The following is a 23,724-nucleotide window of genomic DNA, read 5'->3' as shown; positions in this document are numbered from 1 at the left end:
GGTCGCCCGGGCGCGGGATGCTGCGGCCGTGCCGGGGGCGGCCGCCTCGAGGGCCGGCTCGCGTGACCGCGCTCGCGCCTCCATCCCATCCAGCACCGCCTGCGCGCGGGCGAGATCGCGCTGCAGCCGCGCCCGCAGCGCCGCCATGCGCTGATCCGCGGCCGCACGCGGCACGCGGTTCGCGGTGTATTCGGCCCGGATGGTCCGGGCTTCGATCCAACGGCAGTACAGCAGCGCGTCAAAGGCGATTTGCAGCGCGTCGAGATCCGCATTCTCCTGCCGCAGCGTCGCGTCCAGCCCGGCGCCGCTGCCGGCCCCACGGCTGAAATCGGTCATCACCGTGCCGCGCGGCATCTGGCCCGGTTCGGTCCAGCGCCCGGCGCTGCCGGTGCCCAGGAAGGCATCGCCCGAGCCGTTGAAACTCGCCACTTGGTTGCGGCAGCCCTCACCGGCGTCGGCGCTGCTACCGGCCGGCATGCAGCCGGCGAGCAATCCTGCCGCGGGGGCCAGGACGAGGCCCGCCAGGACCCGCTGCCGGAAGACGCGACCGCCATGCCTTGCGACCGGCGCCGTCGCGCCCGTCACCCCAGCCCATCCCGGCTCGACCATCCACACCTTCTCCGCCGCCCCGGATGGAGGAAAGCACGCAATGTCCGTGGCCTCCACCCACCCGGTGGCGGCGGGCGATCAGCCGAGATGCGCCTCGAGCATCCAGAGTTGCTTGTCGAGCATGCGGGACAGGCCAGTCAGCAGGTCGGCCGTGTCGGCGTCGCCCGCCTCGTCGGTGCTGTCGATGCCTTCCCGCACGGACTTCGCCAGCGCGGCGTAGCGGGTCGTCAGTGCCTTCACATGGTCCAGCCCGTCGCGCAGGTCGGACGGATAGGGTTCAAGACGGGTCTTCTCGCCCACCGCCTGGGTGGTGCCGTCCGGCGTGCCACCAAGCTGCACGACGCGCTCGGCCACGTCGTCGGACACCGCGTTGAGCTGGTTGTAGAATTCCTCGAACAGCTTGTGCAGGCCGGCGAATTGCGGCCCGCGTACCGTCCAGTGCGCCATGTGCGTGGCGTTGGTCAGGTCCATGGTGTCGGCGAGCGTGGCGTTCAGCACGGAAACGGCGACTTCCCGCGCATTCGCGCCGAGGTCGTTGTGGGTGTCATGCAGCTTGGCGGTCTTCGGCTTGGCCATGGCTCAACTCTCCTCGACGGGTCGGAACCGGATCATAACGCGGGATGCAACGGCTGGCTGCATGCCCGGTCGATGAACATGATGGTGCGGCCGCTGCCTTCCGTCCTTGTCCTGCCGCAAGGCAATCACGGCGGAACGGCGAGGTAGCGCGCCGCATCCGGCGCGCCATCCTTCGCCTGGAAGGCCGCTGCGCGGGCGAGGACACTGCGGTCCGCGGCGTCGAGGCGTCCGGCCTCACGCAGGTGCTCGGTCCAGGATTCCACGGACCACATCTCAACCCAGCGTTCGGGATGCGCGACGTCTTCCAGCAACTGCCAGCCATGCGCGCCGCTGCGGCGGCGGACGTGCCGCACCTCCCGCATCGTGGCGAGGAAGGCGCCCCGCTTGGCGGGATCGATCGTGTAGCGCACGGCCTCGATCACCCGGCCGGACCCGCTGCCGAGCAGGGCCCGCAATTCGTCGGCCGGTGCCTCGGGGCGGGGCATCGGGACGGCCGGCGCCTCGGAGGTCGGGACGGTGTCGATGCTCCAGCCCCGCACGGCAACGGAGCACAGCGCCGCCGTGGCGCCGGCCGCGAGCAGCGCCGGCGCGATGCCGAGATGCGACCCGGCCCAGCCCCAGAGCACCGCGCCCACCGTCATCGCCCCGAAGAAGCAGAGCTGATAGATGCCGATGGCCCGCGCCCGGACCCAGCCCGGCGTCGCGAACTGCGCCGCCGCCTGCAGCGTGGAGGCCGCGGCGAGCCAGCCCGCGCCGAACAGCAGCATCGATACCGCGACCGGCAGCCAGTGGTTCGATACGCCGAGCAAGGCAAGCGAGGCGGCCGAGACGAGCGAGAAGGCGGTCACCATCGCGCCGCGCGACGGCAGCCACCGGCGCAGCGCCGGCAGCGCGAAGCCGGTCGCGACCGCGCCCACACCCATCGCGCCGAGCATCATGCCATAGGCCTCAGGCCCGAGGCCCAGCCGGCCGCGCACGACCAGCGGCAGCATCCCCCACACGGCCGAGGTGAAGAAGAAGAACACCACGGCGCGCAGAATGGTCGCGCGCATCGCCGGGCTCGCCGTCACGAAGCGCAGCCCCGCGCGCATCGCGCCCAGGAAATGCTCGGGCGGCAGCGGATTGACGGGTGCCTCGCGCTTCCAGAACAGCAGGGCGAGCAGCAGGGACAGGAAGCACAGCGCGTTCAGCGCGAAGGCCGCCTCGGTCCCGGCGATCGCGATGGCAAAGCCACCGATCGCCGGGCCCACGGCGCGGGAAAGGTTGAAGCCGATGCCGTTCAGCGCGATCGCCTGGACCAGGTCCTCGCGCGGCACCAGTTCCGGGGTGGTCGCCGCCCAGGCCGGGAAGTTCAGCGCATTGCCCATCCCGATGCAGAAGGTGAAGAAAAGCAGGCCCCAGGGGCCGATCCACCCCGCCCAGGTCAGCAGGGCGAGCAGGGCGGCGACTGTCAGCACCCAGCCCTGGGCGCCGATCAGGTAGGTGCGGCGGTCGATGATGTCCGCCGCCGCACCCGCCGGCAGCGCCATCAGGAAGACGGGCAGCATCGACGCGGCCTGCACCGCGCTGACCATGGCGGGGGAGGGGTCGAGCGAGGTCATCATCCACGCCGCCCCGGTGTTTTGCACCCAGAGGCCGATATTGGCAGCGAGGTTGGCCCACCACAGGAGCCGGAAGGCGGGGTGGCGGAGCGGGGCGAAGGCTGCTGGCATCGGTCCAAACTGGCAGAAGCGGCGCAGGACGGGAACGGCCAGGTTGCGCCGGGCGCGCGTCCGTCATGCTGCTGCCGCAGAGGTCCATGACGGCGGTGCTTGCTTGGGGTACGGTGCCACGATGGCAGATCGCATCGCGACCTATGAGGAGTTCTGGCCCTACTACCTGCGGGAGCACGCCAGCCCGACCACACGGGCGGTCCATGCCTTCGGGACGGGCGTCGGCCTACTGCTCCTGGTCGCCGGGCTGGTCGTGGGGCCGTGGTGGCTGGTGCTCGTGGCCCTCGTGGCCGGCTACGGCTTCGCCTGGGGCAGCCACATGCTGGTCGAGCGCAACCGGCCGGCGACCTTCACCTATCCGGCCTGGTCGCTGTTCTCCGATCTGCGCATGGCATGGCTGATGGCGACGGGCCGGCTCGGGCCCGAACTGCGGAAGGCCGGGTTGTCCTGATCAATCGAGCGTGGCGGCCGGGCCGGCGGGGCGCGCGGTGCGGTTCCAGACCTCGCGGATGCGCTCGCTGACCGACACCGGATCGGCGACGCCACGCAGCAGGTGGATCTCCTCGGAACGGCCCTCCAGGGCCTTGATCACGATGTCGCCGATGCCGGTGAGGCGATGATAGAGGCTCTGCTTCACCACCACGTCGCGGATGCGGAATATCTCGATGTCGTCGCGCACCTTGGTCCAGAAGCCCTGGGTGATCGTGATGCGCTCATTCGTCAGCAGGATGCGCTGCCGGCCGAGGAAGGGCAGGCCCAGCATCAGCACCGATAGGGCCAGCCAGAGCGGGCCGTAGGAGCGCTTCGTCTCCCGCACTTCCAGGATGACGGTTTCGGACATGTGACGACCCCTGCGTGTCCATGCGCATTACGGCGTGGGCGGCGGCAGGGCAACGGGGCATGGATTGGCGATCAGGCGCGTTTGACGAGTAACGGGTTGCGGCATGTGCGGTACGTTGGAAAGAAAATTCTTTCTTCGAGCGCAGGTATTGCAACGCTTCAGAGAACTGCTTTCTCTTAAGACCCGAACGACCGGACCGACCGATGCCCCAGATCTTCGTAATCCATGAGAACGACGCTTGGCTCGCCCCGCTGCGCGCTTCCTTCAGCGCCGCCGGCCTGGCGCATGAGGAATGGCATCTCGACCGCGGCCTGCTCGACCTGACGCAGCCTCCGCCGGTCGGGGTCTTCTACAACCGCATGTCCGCCTCATCCCACACGCGCGGGCATCACTACGCACCGGAATACGCCTCGGCCGTGATCGAATGGCTGGAGCGGCATGGCCGCACCGTGGTCAACGGGCGCCGGGCGCTACAACTCGAGGTGTCCAAGGTCGCGCAGTACGAGGCGCTTTCAGCGCACGGCATCCCGACGCCGCCCACCGTCGCCGTGGTCGGCGAGGAGCATCTGCGCGAGGCCGCCGCCCGCATCGGCTTCCCGCTCATCCTCAAGCACAACAGGGCCGGCAAGGGCCTTGGCGTGCAATTGGTGAAGAGCCCCGCGGCGCTCGGCGAGGCGATGGCCCGCATTGCGTCTAATGAGGACCCCTACGGCGCGCCTCGCGACGGCATCTGGCTGGTGCAGCGCTACATCGCCGCGCCGGAGCCCTTCATCACCCGCGCCGAATTCGTCGGTGGGAAGTTCCTCTACGCCGTGCGGGTGGATACCTCGGAGGGCTTCGAACTGTGCCCGGCCGATGCCTGCGCGGTGCCCGAAGGCGCCGCCTGCCCGGCCGTGGCGCCGGGCGAGAAGTTCCGCATCGTCGAGGGCTTCAGTCACCCGCTGATCCCGCGCATGGAAGCGTTCCTCGGCGCCAACGGCATCGGCGTCGGCGCGATCGAGTTCGTCACCGACGCCGAGGGCCGCACCTTCGCCTACGACGTCAACACCAACACCAACTACAACCCCGATGCCGAGCGCCGGGCCGGGGTTTCGGCGACGGATGCGGTGGTGCGGCATCTCGTCGGCCTGCTGCCACGGGCGGCGGAGGCGGCGTAGGGCGGCGACTGAAAATCGGGCTCGGAGAGAGGCAAAGCCACTCTCCGAGAAGCGCATCTCAGCCGTCGATCCCCATCCCGAGCGCCATTCGTCCCGTCAGCTCAAGCTGCGGCAGTTCCTGCAAGGGATGGAACCGTGCGCCCTGCACATCGCGGAAGGCGCGTTCCAGCCCCAGGTCGCGATAGAAGGACGCACCGCCCACAAGCTCCATCGCGCGTTCCACCGTCGCGATCGCGGCCTCGGCCGTGATCGTGTGCGCGATGGCGGTGCGGCTGGTGCGCTCCGGGCCCGGGGCCTCGTGCTCGGCGATCGCGATCATGCGGTCGAGGCCCATCTCCGCCTGCATGAAGGCGTTCTCCATGCGGCCCGCGGCGATCGTCAGCGCGGCGCTCTTCGGCTTTCCGCGCGCGATCTCCAGCGCGCGCTTCCGCGCGCCTTCGGCGACGCCGACATAGGCCGAATAGACCAGCGGGAAGGCGAGCGCGAAGATGTGGTGGAACAGCATGTGCCACTTGCCCGGCTCGCGCCGCGCGACGACGCTGGCGTCGGGGACGAACACATTCTCCAGCGCCACGTCGTGCGAGCCCGTGCCGCGCATCCCCATCACGCGCCAGGTATCGAGCCGCCGGACGCCCTCGGCCTTGAACGGGACGGCGAAGTGCAGGACGGTCGGGCCGTTCTGCGGGTCGTCGTGGATGGCGCTTGTCGACAGCAGGTCGCCCATCGGGCAGCCGCTCGAGAACACCTTCTTCGCGGTGACGCGGAAGCCGCCTTCGACCTTTTCGGCGCGGCCATTGCTCGGCAGCCAGTCGGACCCGCCGCTGCTGATGAGCACGAGGTCTTCCGCCGCGACGCGCTTCAGCAAGCCTTCGACCGGTGCCTTCTCATGCCGCCAGCGCCAGGCCGGCACAGCAACCAGATGCGTGTGCATGGAGAAGGCGAGGGCGGTCGATCCGCACTGCATGCCGATGCGGCGGATGGCATTGCATATGTCGCGATAGTCGGCGCCGAGACCGCCGAGTTCCGCCGGCACCAGCGCCTTGAAGAACCCCGCTGCCTTCAGCGCGCGGAAGCCTTCCTCGACGAAGCTATCCTCCTCGTCGTGACGGGCGGCGGTGGCGGCGATCTCGCGTCCGATGGCGTCAGCCGCGGCTATCCAGTCGATGGTCGGACGATCGGTGATCTGCGTATCCGGCATCGTATTCCTCCCGACGCGGGTGTTGCGATGGCGCGGACCCTGGCGTTTGGCGAAGCCCGCCTTCAAGGCCAGAAAATGGACTTGCTTTCGATGTTGCAACCGAATGATGGTGCGCCATGCCCGGATACGGACAGTTCTGTCCGGTAGCGAAGACCTGCGAGCTCTTCGCCGAACGCTGGACACCCCTCATCGTACGCGAGCTCTGCTGCGGGCCCGCGCAGTTCAACGATCTGCGCAGGCGCCTGCCGCTGATGTCGAAGACGCTGCTCGCGCAGCGCCTGCGGGATCTCGAACATCATGGCGTGATCTCGATCACCACGAAGCCGGTCGGTCCCGGCCACGTCTATGCGCTGACGCCGGCGGGTGAGGATTTTCGCCCGATCATCGAGGCGCTCAGCATCTGGGGTCAGCGTCACACGCAGAACGTCCTGCGGCCCGAGGATCTCGACCCGCATTTCCTGCTGATGAGCGTCAGCAGCCAGGTGCCGAGATCGGCCTTCCCGTCCCTGCGCTTCGTGATCCGCTTCGACTTCCGCAACATCCCCGCCGCGCGCACGGCCGTGCGAAGCTGGTGGTACGTCTTCATGCATCCGCATCTCGATCTCTGCATGAAGGATCCGGGCCATCCGGTGGATGCGGTGATCGCGGCGGACCTCGACACCTTCACCCGCGCCTGGATGGGCTATGTCGGGCTGGCGGACGACGCGGCACGGCAGGGCATCGCCTTCGCCGGCGCGCCGGAGGCGACGGAGAAGGCGAAGGCGCTGCTCGGGCTGTTCGACCGGTCGCGGGAGCGGCGGCTCGTCTATGGGCCGCCGGAGATGCTGGAGGCGTAGGCCGGGCCTTGCCATCGCGCCGCGAACGGGCTTCAAGGCGCGCCCCCCTGTCCCGGATCCGTTTCCATGCGCCCCGCCATCGGTATCGATTTCGGCACGACCAACAGCGTGGTCGCCCTGGTCGGCGCCGACGGGTCCGTGCGCACGCTGCGCCACGCGACCGGTGACGTGTTCCGCTCCGTGCTCTGCTTCTGGGCGGGCGCCGACGGCCGGCCGCGCAGCGCGGCGGGCCCGGCGGCGATCGAGGCCTATCTCGAGGAACCGCTCGAGAGCCGCCTGATCATGTCCATGAAGTCCTACCTGGCGCAGCGCAGCTTCACCGAGACGCGCATCTTCGGACGCGCCTGGGGACTTGAGGGATTGATCGCGCGGTTCCTGCGCGAGCTGCTCGTGCCGTTCGGGGCGGAGTTCGCGGATGCCGAGGTGACGGTGGGTCGGCCCGTCCGCTTCGTCGGCGAGCGCATCGACGACGGCTTCGGCGAGCAGCGGCTGCGCGCCGCCTTTGCCGAGGCCGGGCTGCCGCAGGTCGCAGTCGGGCTCGAACCCGCCGCCGCCGGGCACCGCTTCGCGCAGGACCTCGATGGCGCCGCGACGGTGCTCGTCGCGGATTTCGGCGGCGGCACCAGCGACTTCTCCGTGCTGCGCTTCGATCCCGGCCCGCCGCGCCGCGTCACGGCGCTAGGCCATGCCGGCGTCGGCATCGCGGGCGATGCGTTCGACTACCGCATCATCGACCATGTCGTCTCGCCGCTGCTTGGCAAGGGCACGACCTACTCGATCATGGGTGGTGATCCGCTACCGGTGCCGCCGGCCTGGTTCGCCAGCTTCGCCCGATGGAACCAGTTGTCGATGATGCGTGCGCCACGCACGTTGCGCGACATCGCGACCGTCGCCCGCACGGCTGAGCACCCCGAGCGGCTGCAACAGTTGGTCCGGCTGATCGAGGATGATGCGGGCTATACGCTGTATCGCGCGGTCTCGGGCGTGAAGGCCGCGCTGTCCGGGCAACCGGTGGCGGCGCTGGACTTCGCGCATGGGGATTTCGAATTGCGGGCCGAGATCGCGCGCACGGATTTCGAGGCCTGGATCGCGCCGGAACTGACCCGCATTGCCGCGTCGGTGGATGCCGCACTGGCTGATGCCGGGATGGAGCCGGACGCGGTGGACCGGGTGTTCCTCACCGGTGGCACGTCGCTGGTGCCCGCCGTGCGACGCCTGTTTGAGGACCGCTTTGGCGCGGCGCGCGTCCTCTCCGGCGGCGAGTTCGTGTCCGTGGCGGAAGGCTTGGCGCTGATGGCACGGGAAGGGGCGGGCGTCGCTGCTTAGCGGCGGTCGATCGGAGAGGGGCTCCGCCCCTCTCCGAGCCTCGCCCCGCTAAGGGCCGGACGGCCCTTGCAGACCTGGCGTCGTGCGCCGCGGGTAGAATGGGTCCGGACATGCCCGTGCGCGCGGCGCACGGCTGCTGGGAGCAATAGGCTCGGAATGTCCCGAACTGCTGTCCAGGTGCTCTGGCGGCGAGGTGGTCCGCACAGGCAACGGCGACAGTGGACGGGATAGTGCCGCCTACCCCGTCACGGCCCGCGCCACCGCCGCCAGCGCCGCATCGCGCCGCGCGCCATCGCGCGACCCTTCGGTCAGGTAGGCCGCCACGAGCAGCGGAGCGCGCCCTGCGGGTGGCCACAGGATGCCGATGACGTTGCTCGTGCCGCGCGCCCCCGTCCCAGTGCGGTCCCCCACCTGCCAGCCCGGCGCGAGGCCCGCGCGCAGCCGCGCATCGCCCGTTCGGCTTTCGCGCAGCCAGGTGACGAACTGCGCCCGGCTCGGCACCGACAGCGCGTCGCCGAGGGTAAGCCGGCGCAGCGTCGCCGCCATGGCAGCCGGCGTCGTGGTGTCACGCGGATCGCCGGGGAGCGCCTCGTTCAGCGCCGGTTCGGTGCGGTCCAACCGGGTTTCGGCATCCCCGGTGCGGCGCAGCCAGGCGGTCAGGCCCGACGGGCCGCCGACCGAGGCCAGCAGCAGGTTCGCCGTCGCATTGTCGCTGAAGATCATCGTGGCGGCGCAGAGTTCCGCGATGGTCATCCCATCGCCGCCCAGCCGGGTTTCTGCGACCGGCGAGTGCGCAACGAGATCGGCGCGCGCGACGCGGATGCGACGGTCGAGCCGTTCCTCGCCGGCATCGACGCGGGCCAGCACGGCGGCGGTCAGCGGTGCCTTGAAGGTGCTGCACATCGGGAAGCGCTCGGTCAGCCGATGCCCCACCAGCCGGCCCGTGCCGCTGTCCAGCACGGCGACGCCGAGACGGCCGCCATAGTCGCGTTCGATACCGGCAAAGCGCGCCGGCGACGCATCCGCGCCGCCGCCCTGCGCTGCCGCCCTGCCTGCGGCGAGGCAAGCCGCCGCGCCGATCATCCAATGCCGCCTGTCGATCATGGCCAAACTCCCTTGTGGCGGGCGCACACTCCCCTGGCGGTGGGGCATGCCGCAAACGATCAATCCTTGCCAATGACCCCAGAAAATCTAATGGCTCGCGCATGACCCTGCCCCCACTGCCGCTCAATGCCCTGCGTGCCTTCGAAGCCGCTGCGCGGCATCTCAGCTTCACGCGGGCGGGGCTGGAACTGCGCGTCACCCAGGCCGCCGTCAGCCACCAGGTGAAGGCCCTCGAGGAAATCTTGGGCGTGCGGCTGTTCCGCCGACTGCCGCGCGGCCTGTCGCTGACCGAGGAAGGGGAGGCGCTGCTGCCTGTCCTGACCGACGCCTTCCGCCGCATCAGCGCAACGCTGAGCCGCTTCCAGGGCGGCCGGTTGCAGGAAGTGCTGACCCTGGGCGCCGTGGGAACGTTCGTGACCGGCTGGCTGCTGCCACGGCTGCCGGCGTTCCGCGCCGCGCACCCTTATGTCGATCTGCGGCTGATGACGAACAACAACCGCGTCGACCTCGCAGGGGAGGGGCTCGATGCCGCGATCCGCTTCGGTGACGGCGCCTGGCATGGGACGGAGGCGACGCGCCTGCTGGCGGCGCCGCTCTGCCCGCTCTGCGCGCCGGCGCTCGCGCGGCGGCTGCGGCAGCCCGCCGACCTGTTGCGGGAGACGCTGCTGCGCTCCTACCGCGTGGATGAGTGGGAAAGCTGGTTCTCCGCGGTCGGACTGGCCGCGCCGAGCATCCGCGGGTTCGTCTTCGATTCCTCGCTCGCCATGGCGGAAGCGGCGGTGCAGGGGGCCGGGGTGGGCCTGTTGCCGGCACGGATGTTCGACCACGACCTGCGGCGCGGCCGGCTGGTGCGCCCCTTCGCGGCGGAGGTGACGCTTGGGGCCTATTGGCTGACGCGGCTGCGCTCGCGGCCGGAAAGCCCGGCACTGGCGGCGCTGCGCGGCTGGCTGGTCGAACAGGCGGCAGCCGAGGAGGCGTCGTGAACGCCTGCCGGCTTGGCTTCTGCGCCAAGCTGGCTTAGGCGGGGCGCCCTGCACGGCCCGGCGGCCGTCATTTGCGGAGGCGACACGACCATGGCCGACACACTTCCCGACCGCCTGTCCACCGACCCGTCCAGCCCCTACTTCAACGAGGAGCTGCTCCAGCGCGGCGTCGGGATTCGTTTCCGCGGGCAGGAGAAGACGAACGTCGAGGAATACTGCGTTTCCGAAGGCTGGGTGCGCGTCAGCATGGGCAAGTCGCTGGACCGTCACGGCCGGCCGCTCACGCTGAAGCTGACCGGCCCCGTCGAGCCCTACCTTCGCGAAGCCGAAGGCTGAGCGTTCAGCCCGCGGCGCGCTGCGGCACGCCCCGCGTCGCGAGCCAACGCTCCATCCGTGCCAGCGCCTCGTCCAGCAGCGCATCGCCCTTGCAGAAGGCGAAGCGGACATAGTGGTTGGGCGCGCCCTCGGCACCGTAGAAGGCGGTGTTCGGGATCGCCGTGACCTTCGCCTCCTCCGTCAGCGTGCGGCAGAAGGACACGTCGTCGCCGTTCCAGCCCAGGGGCCGGACGTCGGTGGTGATGAAGTAGGTCCCCTTCGTCTCCAGCACGCCGAAGCCGAGCCGCGCCAGGCCGGCGCCGAGCCGGTCGCGCTTCTGCTGCAGATGCGCCGACAGGCCGGCGAAATAGGCGTCGTCCTTCATCAGCCCGACCGCCACGCCGCGCTGCAGGTTCGGCGCCGTGGTGAAGGTCAGGTTCTGATGCGCCTTCGCGACATTGGGGGCGAGCGAGCGGTCGCAGGTGATGTAGCCGACCTTCCAGCCGGTCAGGCTGAAGGTCTTCCCCGCGCTGCCGATGCGCATGCAGCGTTCCCGCATGCCGGGCAGCGTCATCAGCGGGATGTGCTTCCAGCCGTCGAAGGTCAGGTGCTCATAGACCTCGTCGCAGATGGCGTAGCAGTCGTGGCGCGTGATCAGGTCCGCGATGAAGGCGAGTTCGGCGGCAGTGAACACCTTGCCGGTCGGGTTCATCGGCGTGTTGAACAGGATCGCCTTGGTCTTCGGGCCGAAGGCGGCGGCGAGCTCGGCGCGTGGCAGCTCCCAGTTCGGTGGGGAAAGGCGCACGAGCTTCGGCACGGCGCCCAGCAGCTTCACTACCGGAAGATAAGTGTCGTACAGCGGCTCGATCAGCACGCATTCGTCGCCGGGGTTCAGCACGGCCATCAGGCAGGCGGTGATCGCCTCGGTCGCGCCGGAGGTGACGACGACCTCGGCGTTCGGGTCGACCTCCAGCCCGTAGAAGCGGCCGTTATGGGCGGCGACGGCGTTGCGCAGTTCCGGCAGGCCGGTCATCGGCGGGTACTGGTTGCGTCCGTCGAGCAGCGCATCGGCCGCGGCACGCACCACATCCTCGGGGCCGTCGTAGTCCGGGAAGCCCTGGCCGAGGTTGATCGCCTGGTGCTGGTTCGCCAGCGCCGACATGACGGTGAAGATCGTGGTGCCGGTGGCGGAGAGAAGGGCGTTCTGCGGCTGCATCGGCCTCGGTCTTCATGCTGGACGTGTACGGGTCCGCGGTTATGCCGCCGGGCGGGCGGGGGGGCAACGGCCGGCACGCAACGGCCTGCCCCGCGTGTCGAGCGCGACCAGCTCAAATCGCAGGCAAATTTAGCCCAGATTTTATGCAGTCCGCCTGCGAATTCGGCCATTCTCCGTCCCGCCCGGCGATTTTCCGTGGGCGGGTCCGATTGCTGGCCCGGCATGGCGCGTGCAATACCCGGCACGCGCCCTGTCGCAAGGCGGGTCGCGCGCGCTGCACACGGGAACGAGGCGCCGGGACAACCGGGAGGACGGTCCAACGCCGCAAGGCGCTGAGGGCCGCTGGATAGGAGCCGATGAAGAAGATCGAGGCCATCATCAAGCCCTTCAAGCTCGACGAGGTGAAGGACGCGCTGCACGAGATCGGGCTCCAGGGCCTGACGGTCGTCGAGGCCAAGGGATTCGGGCGCCAGAAGGGCCATACCGAGTTGTACCGCGGCGCCGAATACGTCGTGGACTTCCTGCCGAAGGTGAAGATCGAGGTCGTCTGCGGCGACGACATGCTGGACCGCGCCGTCGAGGCGATCCAGGCCGCCGCGCGCACCGGCCGCATCGGCGACGGCAAGATCTTCGTCTCCGACATCGCGGAGGTGATCCGCATCCGCACCGGCGAACGGGGGGACGACGCGGTCTAGCGGCCGCGCAGGTTTTCGCCGCCCCTCCCCCGGCGGGGGGCGGCGCCGGGTCCGGATGCGGCGCCAGGCGCCCGTGGGGCCCGATTGGTCGGGCGTGGTGGCGCTTGCCACACCGCCTGGCCTGCCGCCGGGCCGTTCCGCGGGGCTCCGAAGCCGCGGGTCGGAACCAGGTTTCGGTGTTTTCGCAGTCAGGGAACAGGACCGCACATCATGGCCAAGAAGCCCGCCGCCGCTGGAGGCGACGCCGTCTCCAAAGTTCTGGAGATGATCCAGGAGCACAGCGTCGAGTACGTCGACCTCCGCTTCACCGACCCGCGCGGCAAGTGGCAGCACACCGCCCAGCACGTCAGCACGGTGACCGAGGAAGTCTTCACCGACGGCTTCATGTTCGACGGGTCCTCCATCGCCGGCTGGAAGGCGATCAACGAGTCCGACATGATCCTGATGCCGGATCCTTCGACCGCCTGCATGGACCCGTTCTCGGCCAAGCCGTCGCTGATCTTGATCTGCGACATCTTCGAGCCCTCGACCGGCCAGCTCTATGCGCGTGACCCGCGCGGCACGGCGAAGAAGGCCGAGGCCTACGTCGCCGCCTCGGGCGTGGGCGACAAGGTGCTGGTCGGCGCGGAAGCCGAGTTCTTCATCTTCGACAGCGTGAAGTTCGGCACGGGCGGCAACTACGGCATCTACCAGCTCGACAGCGCCGAGGGCCCGGGTTCTTCCCTGAAGGACTATCCGGAAGGCAACATGGGCCACCGCCCGGGCGTGAAGGGCGGCTACTTCCCGGTCCCGCCGGTGGATGCCGACAGCGATCTGCGCGCCGAGATGCTCTCGACCATGGGCGAGATGGGCCTGCCGATCGAGAAGCACCACCACGAGGTGGCGCAGTCGCAGCACGAGCTCGGCACGCGCTTCAACACGCTCGTGACGATGGCCGACCAGATGCAGATCTACAAGTACTGCGTCCACAACGTCGCCCACAGCTACGGCAAGACCGCGACCTTCATGCCGAAGCCGATCTATGGCGACAACGGCTCGGGCATGCACACCCACCTGTCGATCTGGAAGGCGGGCAAGCCGCTTTTCGCCGGCAACGGCTATGCCGACCTGTCGGAGATGTGCCTGTTCGCCATCGGCGGCATCATCAAGCACGCCAAGGCGATCAACGCCTTCACCAACCCGTCGACCAATTCCTACAAGCGCCTGATCCCGGGCTTCGAGGCGCCGGTGCTGCTGGCCTACTCGGCGCGCAACCGCTCGGCGTCCTGCCGCATCCCCTACACGACCAGCCCGAAGGCGAAGCGTGTCGAGGTGCGCTTCCCGGATCCGACCGCGAACCCGTACCTGGCCTATGCCGCGCTGACCATGGCGGCGATGGACGGCATCAAGAACAAGATCCATCCGGGCGACCCGATGGACAAGGACCTGTACGACCTGCCGCCGGAGGAGCTGAACGACATCCCGACGGTGTGCGGCTCGCTGCGCGAAGCGCTCGAGAGCCTCGCGGCCGACCACGAGTTCCTGCTGGCCGGCGGCGTGTTCTCGAAGGAGCAGATCGAGAGCTACATCGAGCTGAAGTGGACCGAGGTGTACAAGTTCGAGCACACCCCGCATCCGGTCGAGTTCGAGATGTACTACTCGGCTTGATGGTCGCGTAGCGACGATCAAGCTGGTCTTTGTGTGACCCTCAGACGCCGGGCGCGGCCCATCCGGGCCGCTTGGCTTCGCGTTTTGCACTGAAGCGCGGAGCACGAAGGGCGGTCTGGGCGCGGTCGCGCTTCGCGCTCGCGGATCGTGGCGGCGCCGCGATCCGGGTCTGCATTGGATGAGGGGGGCTCCGCGCGTTGCGCGGGGCCCTTTTTCATGCGCGTGCGATCAAGCCGGCGTGCAGTGCCGACGCCCGCGCTTGCCCGCTCCATGAAACCGCCGTGAGATACGTGTCGGGAACGGAAGGGAGCAGACATGGACATCGACGGGATCGGCTATCTCGGCGTCAGGGAACTCCACGCGCTGTACCGCGCGCGCAAGCTTTCGCCGGTCGAGGTGGCCAAGGCCGTCTTCGCCCGCATCGAGCGCATCGACCCCACGGTCAACGCCATGATGCGCACGACGCCCGACCAGGGGATGGACGCCGCGCGGCGGTCAGAGCATGCCTTCATGCAGCGCGAACCGCCGCGCCTGCTGGAAGGCATCCCCGTCACCATCAAGGATCTTCAGCACACCAAGGGCGTACAGACCGACTTCGGCACCGCCATCCTCCAGGGCACAATCCCCGATGTCGACACGCCCTGCGTCAGCCGCCTGCTGGGGGCCGGCGGCATGATGATCGGCAAGACTGCCTCGGCCGGCGAATGGGGCTGGAAGGGCGTCAGCCAGGCGCATATCTCCGGCATCACGCATAACCCCTGGGCCAAGGGGCTTAATGCCGGCGCCTCCTCCTCCGGTGCCGGTGTCGCCGCCGCCTGCGGCTACGGCCCGCTGCACCAGGGTGGCGATGGCGCGGGCTCCATCCGCATGCCGGCGCATTTCTCCGGCGTCTATGGGCTGAAGCCGACGCATGGCCGCGTGCCGAACTGGCCGATGTCGAACAATGACCTCGCCACACATATCGGCCCGCTGACGCGCAGCGTCGAGGACGCGGCCATCATGACCCAGGCGATGGCCGGGCCGCATCCATGGGACTTCACCTCGCTGGAGGCGCCCCCGCAGGACTACGCGTCGCAGCTCAAGGCCGTGTCGATGAAGGGCAAGCGCATCGCCTATACGCGCGACCTCGGCCATGCGCGCGTCGATCCCGAGATTGCCGCCGTTGTCGAGCAGGCGGTAAAGGCCTTCGAAGCGATGGGGGCAGAGATCGAGGAAGTCACACCCGCCTGGGGCAAGCTCGGCCCCGAGCTGGTGCGCTTCTTCTGGCCCGCCACCTTCTCCGGCCGCATCTCCGCCCTGCCGGAATTCGAAAGCCGGATGGACCCCGGCTTCGTCGCCATGATCAAGCACGCGGCAAGCTTCACCACGCCGCAGTTCATGCAGATGCGCCTGCGCCGCTTCGACTACATCCAGCAGATCCACGACTTCATGGAAGGCTACGATTTCCTTCTCTCCCCGGCCGTGAGCGTGGCAGCCTTCCCGGCGGACAGGCTGCAACCGGCGCATTGGCCGCAGCATGAATGGGATTGGCTGATGTGGGCCGAATTCTCCTACCCCTTCAACTGGTCGGGCAGTCCGGCGGCGAGCATCCCCTGCGGCTTCACGCCGGAAGGCCTGCCGGTCGGGCTGCAGATCGTCGGCCGCCGGTTCGACGATCTCGGCGTGCTGCAGGCGAGCGCCGCCTTCGAGGAAGCCCGCCCCTGGGCCGAAAAGAGACCACCCCTCGCGCAATAGACCTCACCCACCATCATTGGAGAGTGCGTGCCATGAAGCGTCGAGACTTCTTTGCCACCACCGCGGCCGCCGGCGGCGCACTCTCCGCCCCGGCGGGCGCGCAGCAGCGCAAGGTGGTGCGCTTCGTCCCGCAGTCGGATCTCGCGCTGCTCGATCCGGTCTTCACCACCGGCCTCGTCACGCGCAACCACGGCTTCCTGGTGTTCGACCAGCTCTACGGTCTCGACGACAATTTCATGCCGCATCCGCAGATGGTCGAAGGCCATGTCATCGAGGATGACGGCAAGACCTGGAAGCTGACGCTGCGCGACGGGCTGCGCTTCCATGACGGCACGCCCGTCCTTGCCCGCGATGCGGTGGCGAGCATTGACCGCTGGACCCAGACGGACGCCTTCGGCCAAACGCTGCGCGCGACGACGGACGAGCTTTCCGCGCCGTCCGACAAGGTCATCCAATTCCGGCTGAAGCGGCCCTTTCCGCTGCTGCCGGCGGCGCTGGCCAAGCCCTCCGCCTTCTGCCCCGTCATGCCGGAACGCCTCGCGCGCACGCCGTTCAATGTGCAGGTCGCGGAAATGGTCGGCAGCGGCCCCTTCCGCTACATCGCCGGGGAACGCGTCGCCGGTTCGCGCAACGTCTATGAGAAGTTTGACGGCTACGTCCCGCGTTCCTCCGGCACGCCGTCCTTCGCCGCCGGCCCGAAGGTCGTCCATATCGACCGCGTGGAATGGGTGACGATCCCGGACGCCGCGACCGCCGCCGCGGCATTGCAGGTCGGCGAGGTCGACTGGTGGGAACAGCCGCAGCCCGATCTGCTGCCGCTGCTGCGCCGGCATCGCGACATCCGCGTGGAGGCGAAGGAGCGCGGCGGCCTCATGGGCATGATCCGCTTCAATCACCTGGTCCCGCCCTTCGACAATCCGGCGATCCGCCGCGCCTTCCTCGCCGGCGTCAACCAGACCGAATACATGCAGGCGGTGATGGGCGAGGAACGCTCGCTGTGGAACGACCGCTGCGGCTTCTTCCTGCCCGGCAGCCCGGTCGCGACGGAAGCGGGGCTCGAGGTGATGACGGGCCCACGTTCCTTCGACACGGTGAAGCGCGACCTCGACGCCGCGGGCTACAAAGGCGAGCGCGTGGTCTTCGTCGTGCCGACCGACCTGCCCTCCCTGAACGCGATGAGCCAGCTTGCGGCCGACATGTTCCGCAAGGTCGGCATCAACCTCGACTACCAGGCGCTCGACTGGGGCACGGTGCTACCGCGGCTGAACAACCGCGAGGGGCTCGACCGAGGCGGCTGGTCGGTGTGGTGCAACTACATCCCCGGCATCATCGCGACCTCGCCGGCGACGCAATCCTACGTGCGGGGGCTCGGTCGTAGCGGCCCCTTCGGCTGGCCGACCTCCGAACGCATCGAGGCGCTGCGCGACGAGTTCCTGTCCGCCGAGACGCTGCCCGACCAGCAGCGCATCTCCCGCGACATCCAACTGCAGGCCTGGCAGGACGTGCCCTACATCCCGACGGGGGCATGGATGCAGCCCTTCGCCTTCCGGCGGACGATCACGGACATGCTCAACGGCTTCCCCCTGTTCCACAACATCCGGAAGGCCTGACCCAGGGCGGCCGGCGGCTGTGACCCAGATCGCTCGTCGGCGGGCGAGACTGAATCACTTCCTCCCCAAAACGAATGCAAGGCCGTAAAGCGGCGCCATCAGTTTCCTGATGGAGCCCTCTTCCGATGTCATTCATGGACGATCTCATGGCGGCCGCCGATAGCGCCCTCCGTTCGCAGGGCAGCAACCTCATCGAGGCAGTCACGCTGGTCAGCAAGGCAACGTCGCTGCCGAAGCTGCTCGACGCGCGGAAGGAGGCCCTGCGCTGGTCCTACAACGTCTCGTTCGCCTTCACGGGGGAGATGGATCCGGACACGGCGGGACAGGTTGCGTTCAATTCCCGAAACGCCGGCCCGGGGGATGCGCTACGGCACTGCTACCTCTCCGCAATGCTGGCACGCGACCTCGGCTATACCGACGCGCTTGAGGTCCTGGTGGCGCACGAGATGAACGGTGAGTTCGGCTCGCCCGCGTCGCAGATGGACCTGTTCAACAACGCGGTCGGCCTTGAGATCGGCGTGCGCCTCAAGGCGGCTTCCGACAGCGACCTGCAGTCGGCGGTCATGGATGCCTTCCTGCACGGGCGCCTGCGCGTCGTGGACGCAGCGAACGGTAACAAGCTGGTGCCGACGCGGTCGCTGACCTTCGGCCGGTGAGGGCGCGTTGGAGAGGGGCGTTGCCCCTCTCCAAACCTCACCCCGCCAGGTGCTTGGAGCACCTGGACCGCAGATTTTTGGCGCCAGCCCGGAACGGTAAATGCCGGCGTCTGCCGGGCACGGCACCAGGTTGAGGTTTCCAAAGGCCCTTCGGCCTTTGGTGGGGTGGTTTGGAGGGGCAAAGCCCCTCCAACTCCTACCCGGCCAGATAAATCACCTTGTCAGGCCGCCGCGCGCGACGTCATGCAGCGCGCATAGGCCGCGACGAAGCGGTCCACATCCTCCTCGTCGTTGTACACGTGCGGGCTGATCCGCAGCATGCCGAGGCGCGGCGCCGCGAAGGCCTTCTCCGCAGCAAGCGCGTCGATGAAGCCTGCGGGCATGCCGGCGGGGAAGGACACGGTCACGATATGCGGCGCGCGCAGGCTGCGCTTCGGCAGAACCGCGCCGGCCGACGCCAGGCCTTCCTCCAGCCGCGCCGTCAGCATCGCGCAGCGCTGCCCGATCGCGGCGTGTCCCCAGGACGCCATCAACTCCATTCCGACAGCGGCCATTTCCAGCCCGACGAAATGGTCGCGCTCGCCCATGTCGAAGCGGCGCGCGGTGGGTGCATAGGACAGGTCGGACAGGTACGGCACGCGGTCGTTCAGCACGCCCTTGCGGCCGAAGCCGGTCTGCTCGAGCGGCACCCCGTTCTGATGGCGCTTCGCAATATAGATGAAGGCGCGGCCATACGGACCGAGCACCCATTTGTAGGTCGGGAAGATCAGGAAGTCGGGGTCGATGCGTGCGACGTCGAGGTCCATCATCCCCGCGCCATGCGTCGCGTCGATCAGCAGCGCGGCGCCCTTCGCCTTCAGAGCCGCGGCGATGCGGTCCATGTCGAGCACCGCGCCATCGGCCCAATGCAGGTTCGAGATCGACGCGATGGCGATCGGTGCGCCGGGCTTCGCGACCGCCTCCTCCACGGCCGCGGTCCAGTCCCCGTCGGCGGGGCGCTTCACGGTCTCGACGGTGAAGCCCTGCGCCGGGGCGCGATGCAGCCATTCGAGAACAGGCGAGGAATGGTCATCCTCGAAGACCAGCACGCGGGACCCGGCCGGTGGGGCGAAGATCTTGCCGGCCACGGCCACGCCATACGAGACGGAGGAGATCACCGCCACATCCTCCGCGGCCGCGCCGATCAGGGCCGCCGCGGCGGCGCGGGCGCGCTCGATGACCTGTCCGGGCAGCGCCGCATCGACATTCCAGGGGTGGGTCTTGCGCGCGGCGCCCATCTGGCCGGCCTGCTGCACCGCCAGCGGCAGCGGCGACCAGGCGGCAGCGTTGAGGTAGGCGACCTCCCGCGGGATGTCGAACAGGTGGCGCTGCGATGCGAGCATGGCTGGTGTCCTTGGAACGCTGCGCGGCAGCCTAGCCGGACTCGGAGGCCGGCGCGAACTGGCGGGCGTGCCCGCATGGCGCTGCGGCTGGCCTGGACGCAACACGGAAATGCTCGCCCGCCCCGCCACGGCTCGAACGACCTGCATGGACAGCAGACGCTTGTGCGGGCTGGCCGGTCGATGTCCGCTCGCGGCATGATGCCGCCGCCATCAGGAGTTCTGCCGCATGTCGCAGCCCGTCCTCATCGCCGGCGCCGGTCCCGTCGGGCTGACGCTCGCGGCCGAACTGGCCCGGTACGGCGTGCCGGTGCGCATTGTCGACCGCGCCGCCGAACGGACCGACAAATCCAAGGCGCTCGTGCTCTGGAGCCGCAGCCTGGAACTGATGGACCGGCTGAACTGCACCCCGGCATTCCTTGACGCCGGCCGGCGCGTGACGGGGGCCAGCATTCTCACCGCCGACCGCACCATCGGCCATCTGAGCTTCTCCGACGAGCCAACGCCCTATCCCTTCGCATTGATGATCCCGCAGAGCGACACCGAACGCCTGCTGGAGGAGCATTGCGCCGGCCGTGGCATCCGGGTGGAACGGAGCGTGGACCTGCTGAGCTTCAAGGATGAGGGCGCCACCGTCACGGCAATGCTGCGCCACCCCGACGGCGCCGAGGAGACGCTGACCACCCCTTGGCTGATCGGCTGCGACGGCGCGCACAGCACGGTCCGCAAGGGCCTCGGCATGACCTTCGAGGGTGACACGCTGCCGAGCCAGTGGGTATTGGCGGATGTGCACCTCGCCGGCGCGACGAGGCCGGAGGACGAGATCTCCATCTTCTGGCATGCCGACGGCGTGCTGGCGCTGTTCCCCATCACGCCTGGCCGCTACCGCGTCATCGCCGATATCGGGGAGACAACGGACGCCGCGGCACGCCACGATCCGACGATGGCGGAGGTGCAGGCGCTGCTCGATCGCCGCGGCCCCGGCGGCATCCGCGCGTCCGATCCGGTCTGGCTCGCCGGCTTCCGCATCAATGAGCGGAAGGTGAAGGCGTACGGCGCGGGGCGCGTCTTCCTCACCGGCGACGCCGCCCACATCCACAGCCCGGCCGGCGGCCAGGGCATGAACACCGGGATGCAGGATGCGTTCAACCTTGCCTGGAAGCTGGCGCTGGTGATGCAGGGTAGGGCGGCGGAATCGCTGCTGCGCAGTTACGGCCCGGAGCGCAGCGCCGTGGGCGACATGGTGCTCGCCAATGCCGGGCGACTGACGGCGGCGGCGACGCTGCGTGGCGATGTGAAGCAGGCGGTGCGGAACGCCTTCGTCTCGCTGGTTCTGCATGTACCCGCTGTGCGCCGCACCATGGGGCAGACGATGACGGAACTCAGCATCGCCTATCCCGACAGCCCGCTGACGGCGCCGGGCGGCCGCCACAGCGGTGGGCCGGCGGCGGGTGAGCGCATGCCGCCGCGTGCCGGGGAACCGCCGGTCGGCGCGGGTGACTCGCCGCGCTTCGCGCTGTTCGCCGCGCCCTCGCCCGAGGCGGATGCCCTTGCCGCGCGTCATGCCGCCCTGCTGGAGCCGACGCCGCGCGCGCCGGTCACGCCCGGTGCGATGTGGCTGGTGCGGCCGGACGGCTATGTCGGGCTGGTCGCCCGCGCCGGGGACTGCGCGGCCGTCGAGGATTACTTCACCAGGCTCACCTGACATCGGCGCTCGCGTTCGTCGACGGCCGGGACCGCCCCCGATGTCCTGAGATGCCGGCCGCGAGGCTACGGTTTGCCTGGCAGGGTGCCGCCGGTGCTATCCCACCGCGCGCTTCACCGCCGCACCGAGCCGCCGCGCCGCCGTCATCAGCGCGGCGTCGTCATGGCCCGAATAGCCGATGACGAACCCGTCCGGCCCGTCCGGTACGAGCCGCGTCTCGGACAGCAGCCAGCCTTCGACCTTCGCCGCTGCCTGGATTTCCCGCGCTGCCCCTGGTCGCAGGCCCTCCGGCAGCGTCGCGAGCAGATGCAGCCCGTGGTCCGGCACGGTGATAGCGAGCCGCCCGGACGATTCCCGCAGCAGGGTGGTCACGACGAGGTCCCTCGCTGCGCGATACTGTGTACGCATCCGGCGCAGATGCGCCGCGAAGTCGCCGCTTTCCATCACCTCGGCGAGCGCCCCGCCGATGAGCGGGGAGGGGAAGCGGTCCAGCACCGCCCGCGCTGCGACCACGCGGTCCATCAGCGCGGCCGGCACCACGACGAAGCCGATGCGTAGCCCGGGAAACAGCGTCTTGGAGAAGGTGCCGAGGTAGATCACGCGACCCTGTCCATCGATGCCCGCCAGCGCCGTCAGCGGCGCGCCGGCGAAGCGGAATTCACTGTCGTAGTCGTCCTCGATGACCCAGGCGCCTTCCGCCTGCGCCCAGTCGAGCAGGGCGAGTCGCCGCGCCATCGACATCGTCACGCCGGTCGGGAACTGGTGGGACGGCGTGACATAGGCCAGGCGTGCGCCCGGCTCCCTCGCACGACCCGCCGCGACGTCGATGCCCGCTGCATCGACCGGCACCGGCACCAGTCGCGCACCGAGGGCTTCCAGCGTGCGGCGTGCTGTCGGGTAGCCGGGATCCTCCATCCACACGGCGTCGCCGGCGTGCAGCAGAACCTCGGCGCAGAAGCGCAACCCCTGCTGCGTGCCGCTGGTCACGATGATCCGGCTGGGGTCGCAGGCGAAGCCGCGCGTCGCGGCCAGATGCGCAGCGATCGCCCGCCGTAGCGCCGGATGCCCGCGTGGGTCGCCGTAGCCGAGATCGGCAGGATCAGCGCGCACCACGCGGTTTCGCAACGCGCGGCCCAACTGGCGCAGCACGATCGGGTCCGCTGTCGTGCATCCCACGGCGAACGGCCCGCGGCCGGAGGGCGGTGGCGGCGCCGGCACCGGGTCCGGCGCCGCCGGTCCGCGCGGCACCTGGGCTGCGACATAGGTGCCGTCACCCACCCGCGCCTCCGCCAGCCCGTCGCTAAGCAGCTGTTCATAGGCGACGACGACCGCGTTGCGCCGGACCCCGAGCTGGTCCGCCAGCCCGCGGCTGGACGGCAGACGCAACCCCGCGGCGAGCCTGCCCTCCAGGATCGCCGCACGCAGACCGGCATGGACGCGGGCCGACTGGCTGCCCGGCCCGTCGAGCCGCAGGGGCACATCCAGCACCGCGGCGCGGCTTTCACGATTGGTCGGCATGGGGCGCTCCGAATTGGCCCTCGCGGCGACCAATGTTGCGTCGCAAGACTGCAACGTCAACGGAGGGTGCAGCCATGCCCGATACAGCCATCCCGCCCAGCTATCCCGTCACGCCGATGAACCGGGTGAAGCGCCGCCACGACCGCGGCCACTACGACCACGAGACGGTGCACGCGATCCTCGATTCCTCGGCGATGTGCAACGTCTCCTACGTCATCGATGGCCAGCCCTACTGCACGCCGACGCTGTTCTGGCGGGAAGGGACGACGCTGTATTGGCATGGGTCCAGCGCCAGCCGCATGCTGCGCAACCTTTCGAAGGGCGAGCCTGCCTGCCTGACGGTGTCGCACCTCGACAGCCTGGTCATGGCGCGCTGCGGCTTCAATCATTCGGCGGACTACCGCGCCGCGATGTGCTTCGGGCACGCCACGCTGGTCACCGACCTCGAGGAGAAGAAGCGCGCGCTGGTGATGATGGTCGACCGCTTCTTCCCCAACCGCACCGCCGGGTTGCGTCAGAGCACGGCCAAGGAGATCAAGGCGACCTCCGTCATCACGATGGAGATCGAGCGCGCCTCCGCGAAGATCCGCGCCAAGGGCGTCGGCGACGACGAGGAGGACTACGCCCTGCCGATCTACGCCGAGCGGCTGCCGGTGCGCAGCGTGATCGGCGAACCGGAAGCCTGCCCGCGGCTCATGCCGGGTGTTTCGCGCGGCGAGGACCTGAAGGCGTACCAGCCCGGGCGCACGCTGGATGAGGCGCTGCGCGAGGCTTATGCAGAGGCGTATGGCGGGTAGGGGCTGGTGGCGGAACCGGGCGGGGCTCTGCCCCTCCCGGACCCTCCCCGCCAAAGGCCGAAGGGCCTTTGGAAACCTCGACCTAGCGCAGTGCGGGGCAGGCAGGCGGG

General features: G+C 69.4%; 22 protein-coding genes. 13 read left to right on the top strand and 9 right to left on the bottom strand.

Annotated elements, in window-relative coordinates:
- The 3 genes from GXW78_RS12920 to GXW78_RS12910 form a co-directional block, all read right to left on the bottom strand.
- On the bottom strand, positions 1-609 hold a 609-nt coding region (locus tag GXW78_RS12920; RefSeq protein ID WP_211869226.1), incomplete at its 3' end, for a hypothetical protein.
- Positions 610-687: 78 nt separating this feature from the next.
- Positions 688-1,185: a DNA starvation/stationary phase protection protein Dps gene (dps, locus tag GXW78_RS12915; protein WP_211869225.1), complete on the bottom strand. Its 498-nt coding sequence runs from the start codon at positions 1,183-1,185 to the stop codon at positions 688-690.
- A gap of 125 nt (positions 1,186-1,310) precedes the next feature.
- Positions 1,311-2,897, bottom strand: coding sequence for an MFS transporter (locus GXW78_RS12910; RefSeq protein WP_211869224.1), 1,587 nt, complete (start codon positions 2,895-2,897; stop codon positions 1,311-1,313).
- Positions 2,898-3,018: 121 nt separating this feature from the next.
- Between GXW78_RS12910 and GXW78_RS12905 the strand changes: the two genes are divergently transcribed.
- Positions 3,019-3,348 carry a DUF962 domain-containing protein gene (locus GXW78_RS12905; RefSeq protein ID WP_211869223.1) on the top strand — a complete coding sequence of 110 codons (330 nt, stop codon included), beginning with the start codon at positions 3,019-3,021 and terminating at the stop codon, positions 3,346-3,348.
- Here GXW78_RS12905 and GXW78_RS12900 read toward each other — a convergent pair whose 3' ends face one another.
- Positions 3,349-3,738 (bottom strand): PH domain-containing protein, encoded by a 390-nt coding sequence (locus tag GXW78_RS12900; protein WP_211869222.1) that lies wholly within the window; start codon positions 3,736-3,738, stop codon positions 3,349-3,351.
- A gap of 203 nt (positions 3,739-3,941) precedes the next feature.
- On the opposite strand from GXW78_RS12900, the gene GXW78_RS12895 reads away from it, so the two are divergent.
- Positions 3,942-4,895 (top strand): ATP-grasp domain-containing protein, encoded by a 954-nt coding sequence (locus tag GXW78_RS12895; protein ID WP_211869221.1) that lies wholly within the window; start codon positions 3,942-3,944, stop codon positions 4,893-4,895.
- A 58-nt stretch (positions 4,896-4,953) separates the two neighbouring features.
- Here the strand turns inward: GXW78_RS12895 and GXW78_RS12890 are convergent, their stop codons facing one another.
- Positions 4,954-6,093, bottom strand: a complete 1,140-nt coding sequence (locus GXW78_RS12890) for an acyl-CoA dehydrogenase family protein (protein ID WP_211869220.1) — start codon at positions 6,091-6,093, stop codon at positions 4,954-4,956.
- A 116-nt stretch (positions 6,094-6,209) separates the two neighbouring features.
- Here GXW78_RS12890 and GXW78_RS12885 point away from each other — a divergent pair, with 116 nt between their 5' ends.
- A complete protein-coding gene (locus tag GXW78_RS12885) occupies positions 6,210-6,929 on the top strand; it encodes a winged helix-turn-helix transcriptional regulator (protein ID WP_211869219.1) in 720 nt (239 codons plus the stop codon).
- 66 nt (positions 6,930-6,995) lie between these two features.
- Positions 6,996-8,255 carry an Hsp70 family protein gene (locus tag GXW78_RS12880; protein WP_211869218.1) on the top strand — a complete coding sequence of 420 codons (1,260 nt, stop codon included), beginning with the start codon at positions 6,996-6,998 and terminating at the stop codon, positions 8,253-8,255.
- A 237-nt stretch (positions 8,256-8,492) separates the two neighbouring features.
- On the opposite strand, the gene bla is transcribed toward GXW78_RS12880, so the two are convergent.
- Positions 8,493-9,359 (bottom strand): class A beta-lactamase, encoded by an 867-nt coding sequence (bla, locus tag GXW78_RS12875; RefSeq protein WP_211869217.1) that lies wholly within the window; start codon positions 9,357-9,359, stop codon positions 8,493-8,495.
- A gap of 101 nt (positions 9,360-9,460) precedes the next feature.
- Between bla and GXW78_RS12870 the strand changes: the two genes are divergently transcribed.
- Positions 9,461-10,342, top strand: a complete 882-nt coding sequence (locus tag GXW78_RS12870) for a LysR family transcriptional regulator (protein WP_211869216.1) — start codon at positions 9,461-9,463, stop codon at positions 10,340-10,342.
- 90 nt (positions 10,343-10,432) lie between these two features.
- Entirely contained in the window at positions 10,433-10,678 is a 246-nt protein-coding gene (locus GXW78_RS12865; protein WP_211869215.1) for a DUF3297 family protein, read from the top strand.
- A 4-nt stretch (positions 10,679-10,682) separates the two neighbouring features.
- Here GXW78_RS12865 and GXW78_RS12860 read toward each other — a convergent pair whose 3' ends face one another.
- Complete coding sequence (locus tag GXW78_RS12860) at positions 10,683-11,873, bottom strand: aminotransferase (protein WP_211869214.1); 1,191 nt, start codon at positions 11,871-11,873, stop codon at positions 10,683-10,685.
- A 356-nt stretch (positions 11,874-12,229) separates the two neighbouring features.
- Between GXW78_RS12860 and GXW78_RS12855 the strand changes: the two genes are divergently transcribed.
- The 5 genes from GXW78_RS12855 to GXW78_RS12835 all read left to right on the top strand — a co-directional run bounded on the left by GXW78_RS12855 (position 12,230) and on the right by GXW78_RS12835 (position 18,215).
- On the top strand, positions 12,230-12,568 hold the full coding sequence (locus GXW78_RS12855) for a P-II family nitrogen regulator (RefSeq protein ID WP_211869213.1): 339 nt from the start codon (positions 12,230-12,232) through the stop codon (positions 12,566-12,568).
- A 210-nt stretch (positions 12,569-12,778) separates the two neighbouring features.
- Positions 12,779-14,215: a type I glutamate--ammonia ligase gene (glnA, locus tag GXW78_RS12850; protein WP_211869212.1), complete on the top strand. Its 1,437-nt coding sequence runs from the start codon at positions 12,779-12,781 to the stop codon at positions 14,213-14,215.
- Between the two features lie 315 nt (positions 14,216-14,530).
- The gene (locus tag GXW78_RS12845; protein ID WP_211869211.1) at positions 14,531-15,949 is read left to right on the top strand and encodes an amidase; all 1,419 of its coding nucleotides are present in this window, start codon (positions 14,531-14,533) and stop codon (positions 15,947-15,949) included.
- Between the two features lie 32 nt (positions 15,950-15,981).
- Complete coding sequence (locus GXW78_RS12840; protein ID WP_211869210.1) at positions 15,982-17,559, top strand: ABC transporter substrate-binding protein; 1,578 nt, start codon at positions 15,982-15,984, stop codon at positions 17,557-17,559.
- A 125-nt stretch (positions 17,560-17,684) separates the two neighbouring features.
- Positions 17,685-18,215: a DUF6973 domain-containing protein gene (locus GXW78_RS12835; RefSeq protein ID WP_211869209.1), complete on the top strand. Its 531-nt coding sequence runs from the start codon at positions 17,685-17,687 to the stop codon at positions 18,213-18,215.
- Positions 18,216-18,436: 221 nt separating this feature from the next.
- Here the strand turns inward: GXW78_RS12835 and GXW78_RS12830 are convergent, their stop codons facing one another.
- Complete coding sequence (locus tag GXW78_RS12830; RefSeq protein ID WP_211869208.1) at positions 18,437-19,597, bottom strand: aminotransferase class V-fold PLP-dependent enzyme; 1,161 nt, start codon at positions 19,595-19,597, stop codon at positions 18,437-18,439.
- A 226-nt stretch (positions 19,598-19,823) separates the two neighbouring features.
- On the opposite strand from GXW78_RS12830, the gene GXW78_RS12825 reads away from it, so the two are divergent.
- Complete coding sequence (locus tag GXW78_RS12825; RefSeq protein WP_211869207.1) at positions 19,824-21,299, top strand: FAD-dependent monooxygenase; 1,476 nt, start codon at positions 19,824-19,826, stop codon at positions 21,297-21,299.
- Between the two features lie 96 nt (positions 21,300-21,395).
- Here GXW78_RS12825 and pdxR read toward each other — a convergent pair whose 3' ends face one another.
- Entirely contained in the window at positions 21,396-22,817 is a 1,422-nt protein-coding gene (gene pdxR, locus GXW78_RS12820; RefSeq protein ID WP_211869206.1) for a MocR-like pyridoxine biosynthesis transcription factor PdxR, read from the bottom strand.
- A gap of 74 nt (positions 22,818-22,891) precedes the next feature.
- Between pdxR and GXW78_RS12815 the strand changes: the two genes are divergently transcribed.
- On the top strand, positions 22,892-23,614 hold the full coding sequence (locus tag GXW78_RS12815; RefSeq protein WP_211869205.1) for a pyridoxamine 5'-phosphate oxidase family protein: 723 nt from the start codon (positions 22,892-22,894) through the stop codon (positions 23,612-23,614).
- Positions 23,615-23,724: the final 110 nt, after the last annotated feature.

It is taken from the genome of Neoroseomonas terrae, from assembly GCF_018129025.1.
Lineage (GTDB): Bacteria > Pseudomonadota > Alphaproteobacteria > Acetobacterales > Acetobacteraceae > Neoroseomonas > Neoroseomonas terrae.
This window is presented reverse-complemented; position numbering and strand designations above follow the sequence as displayed.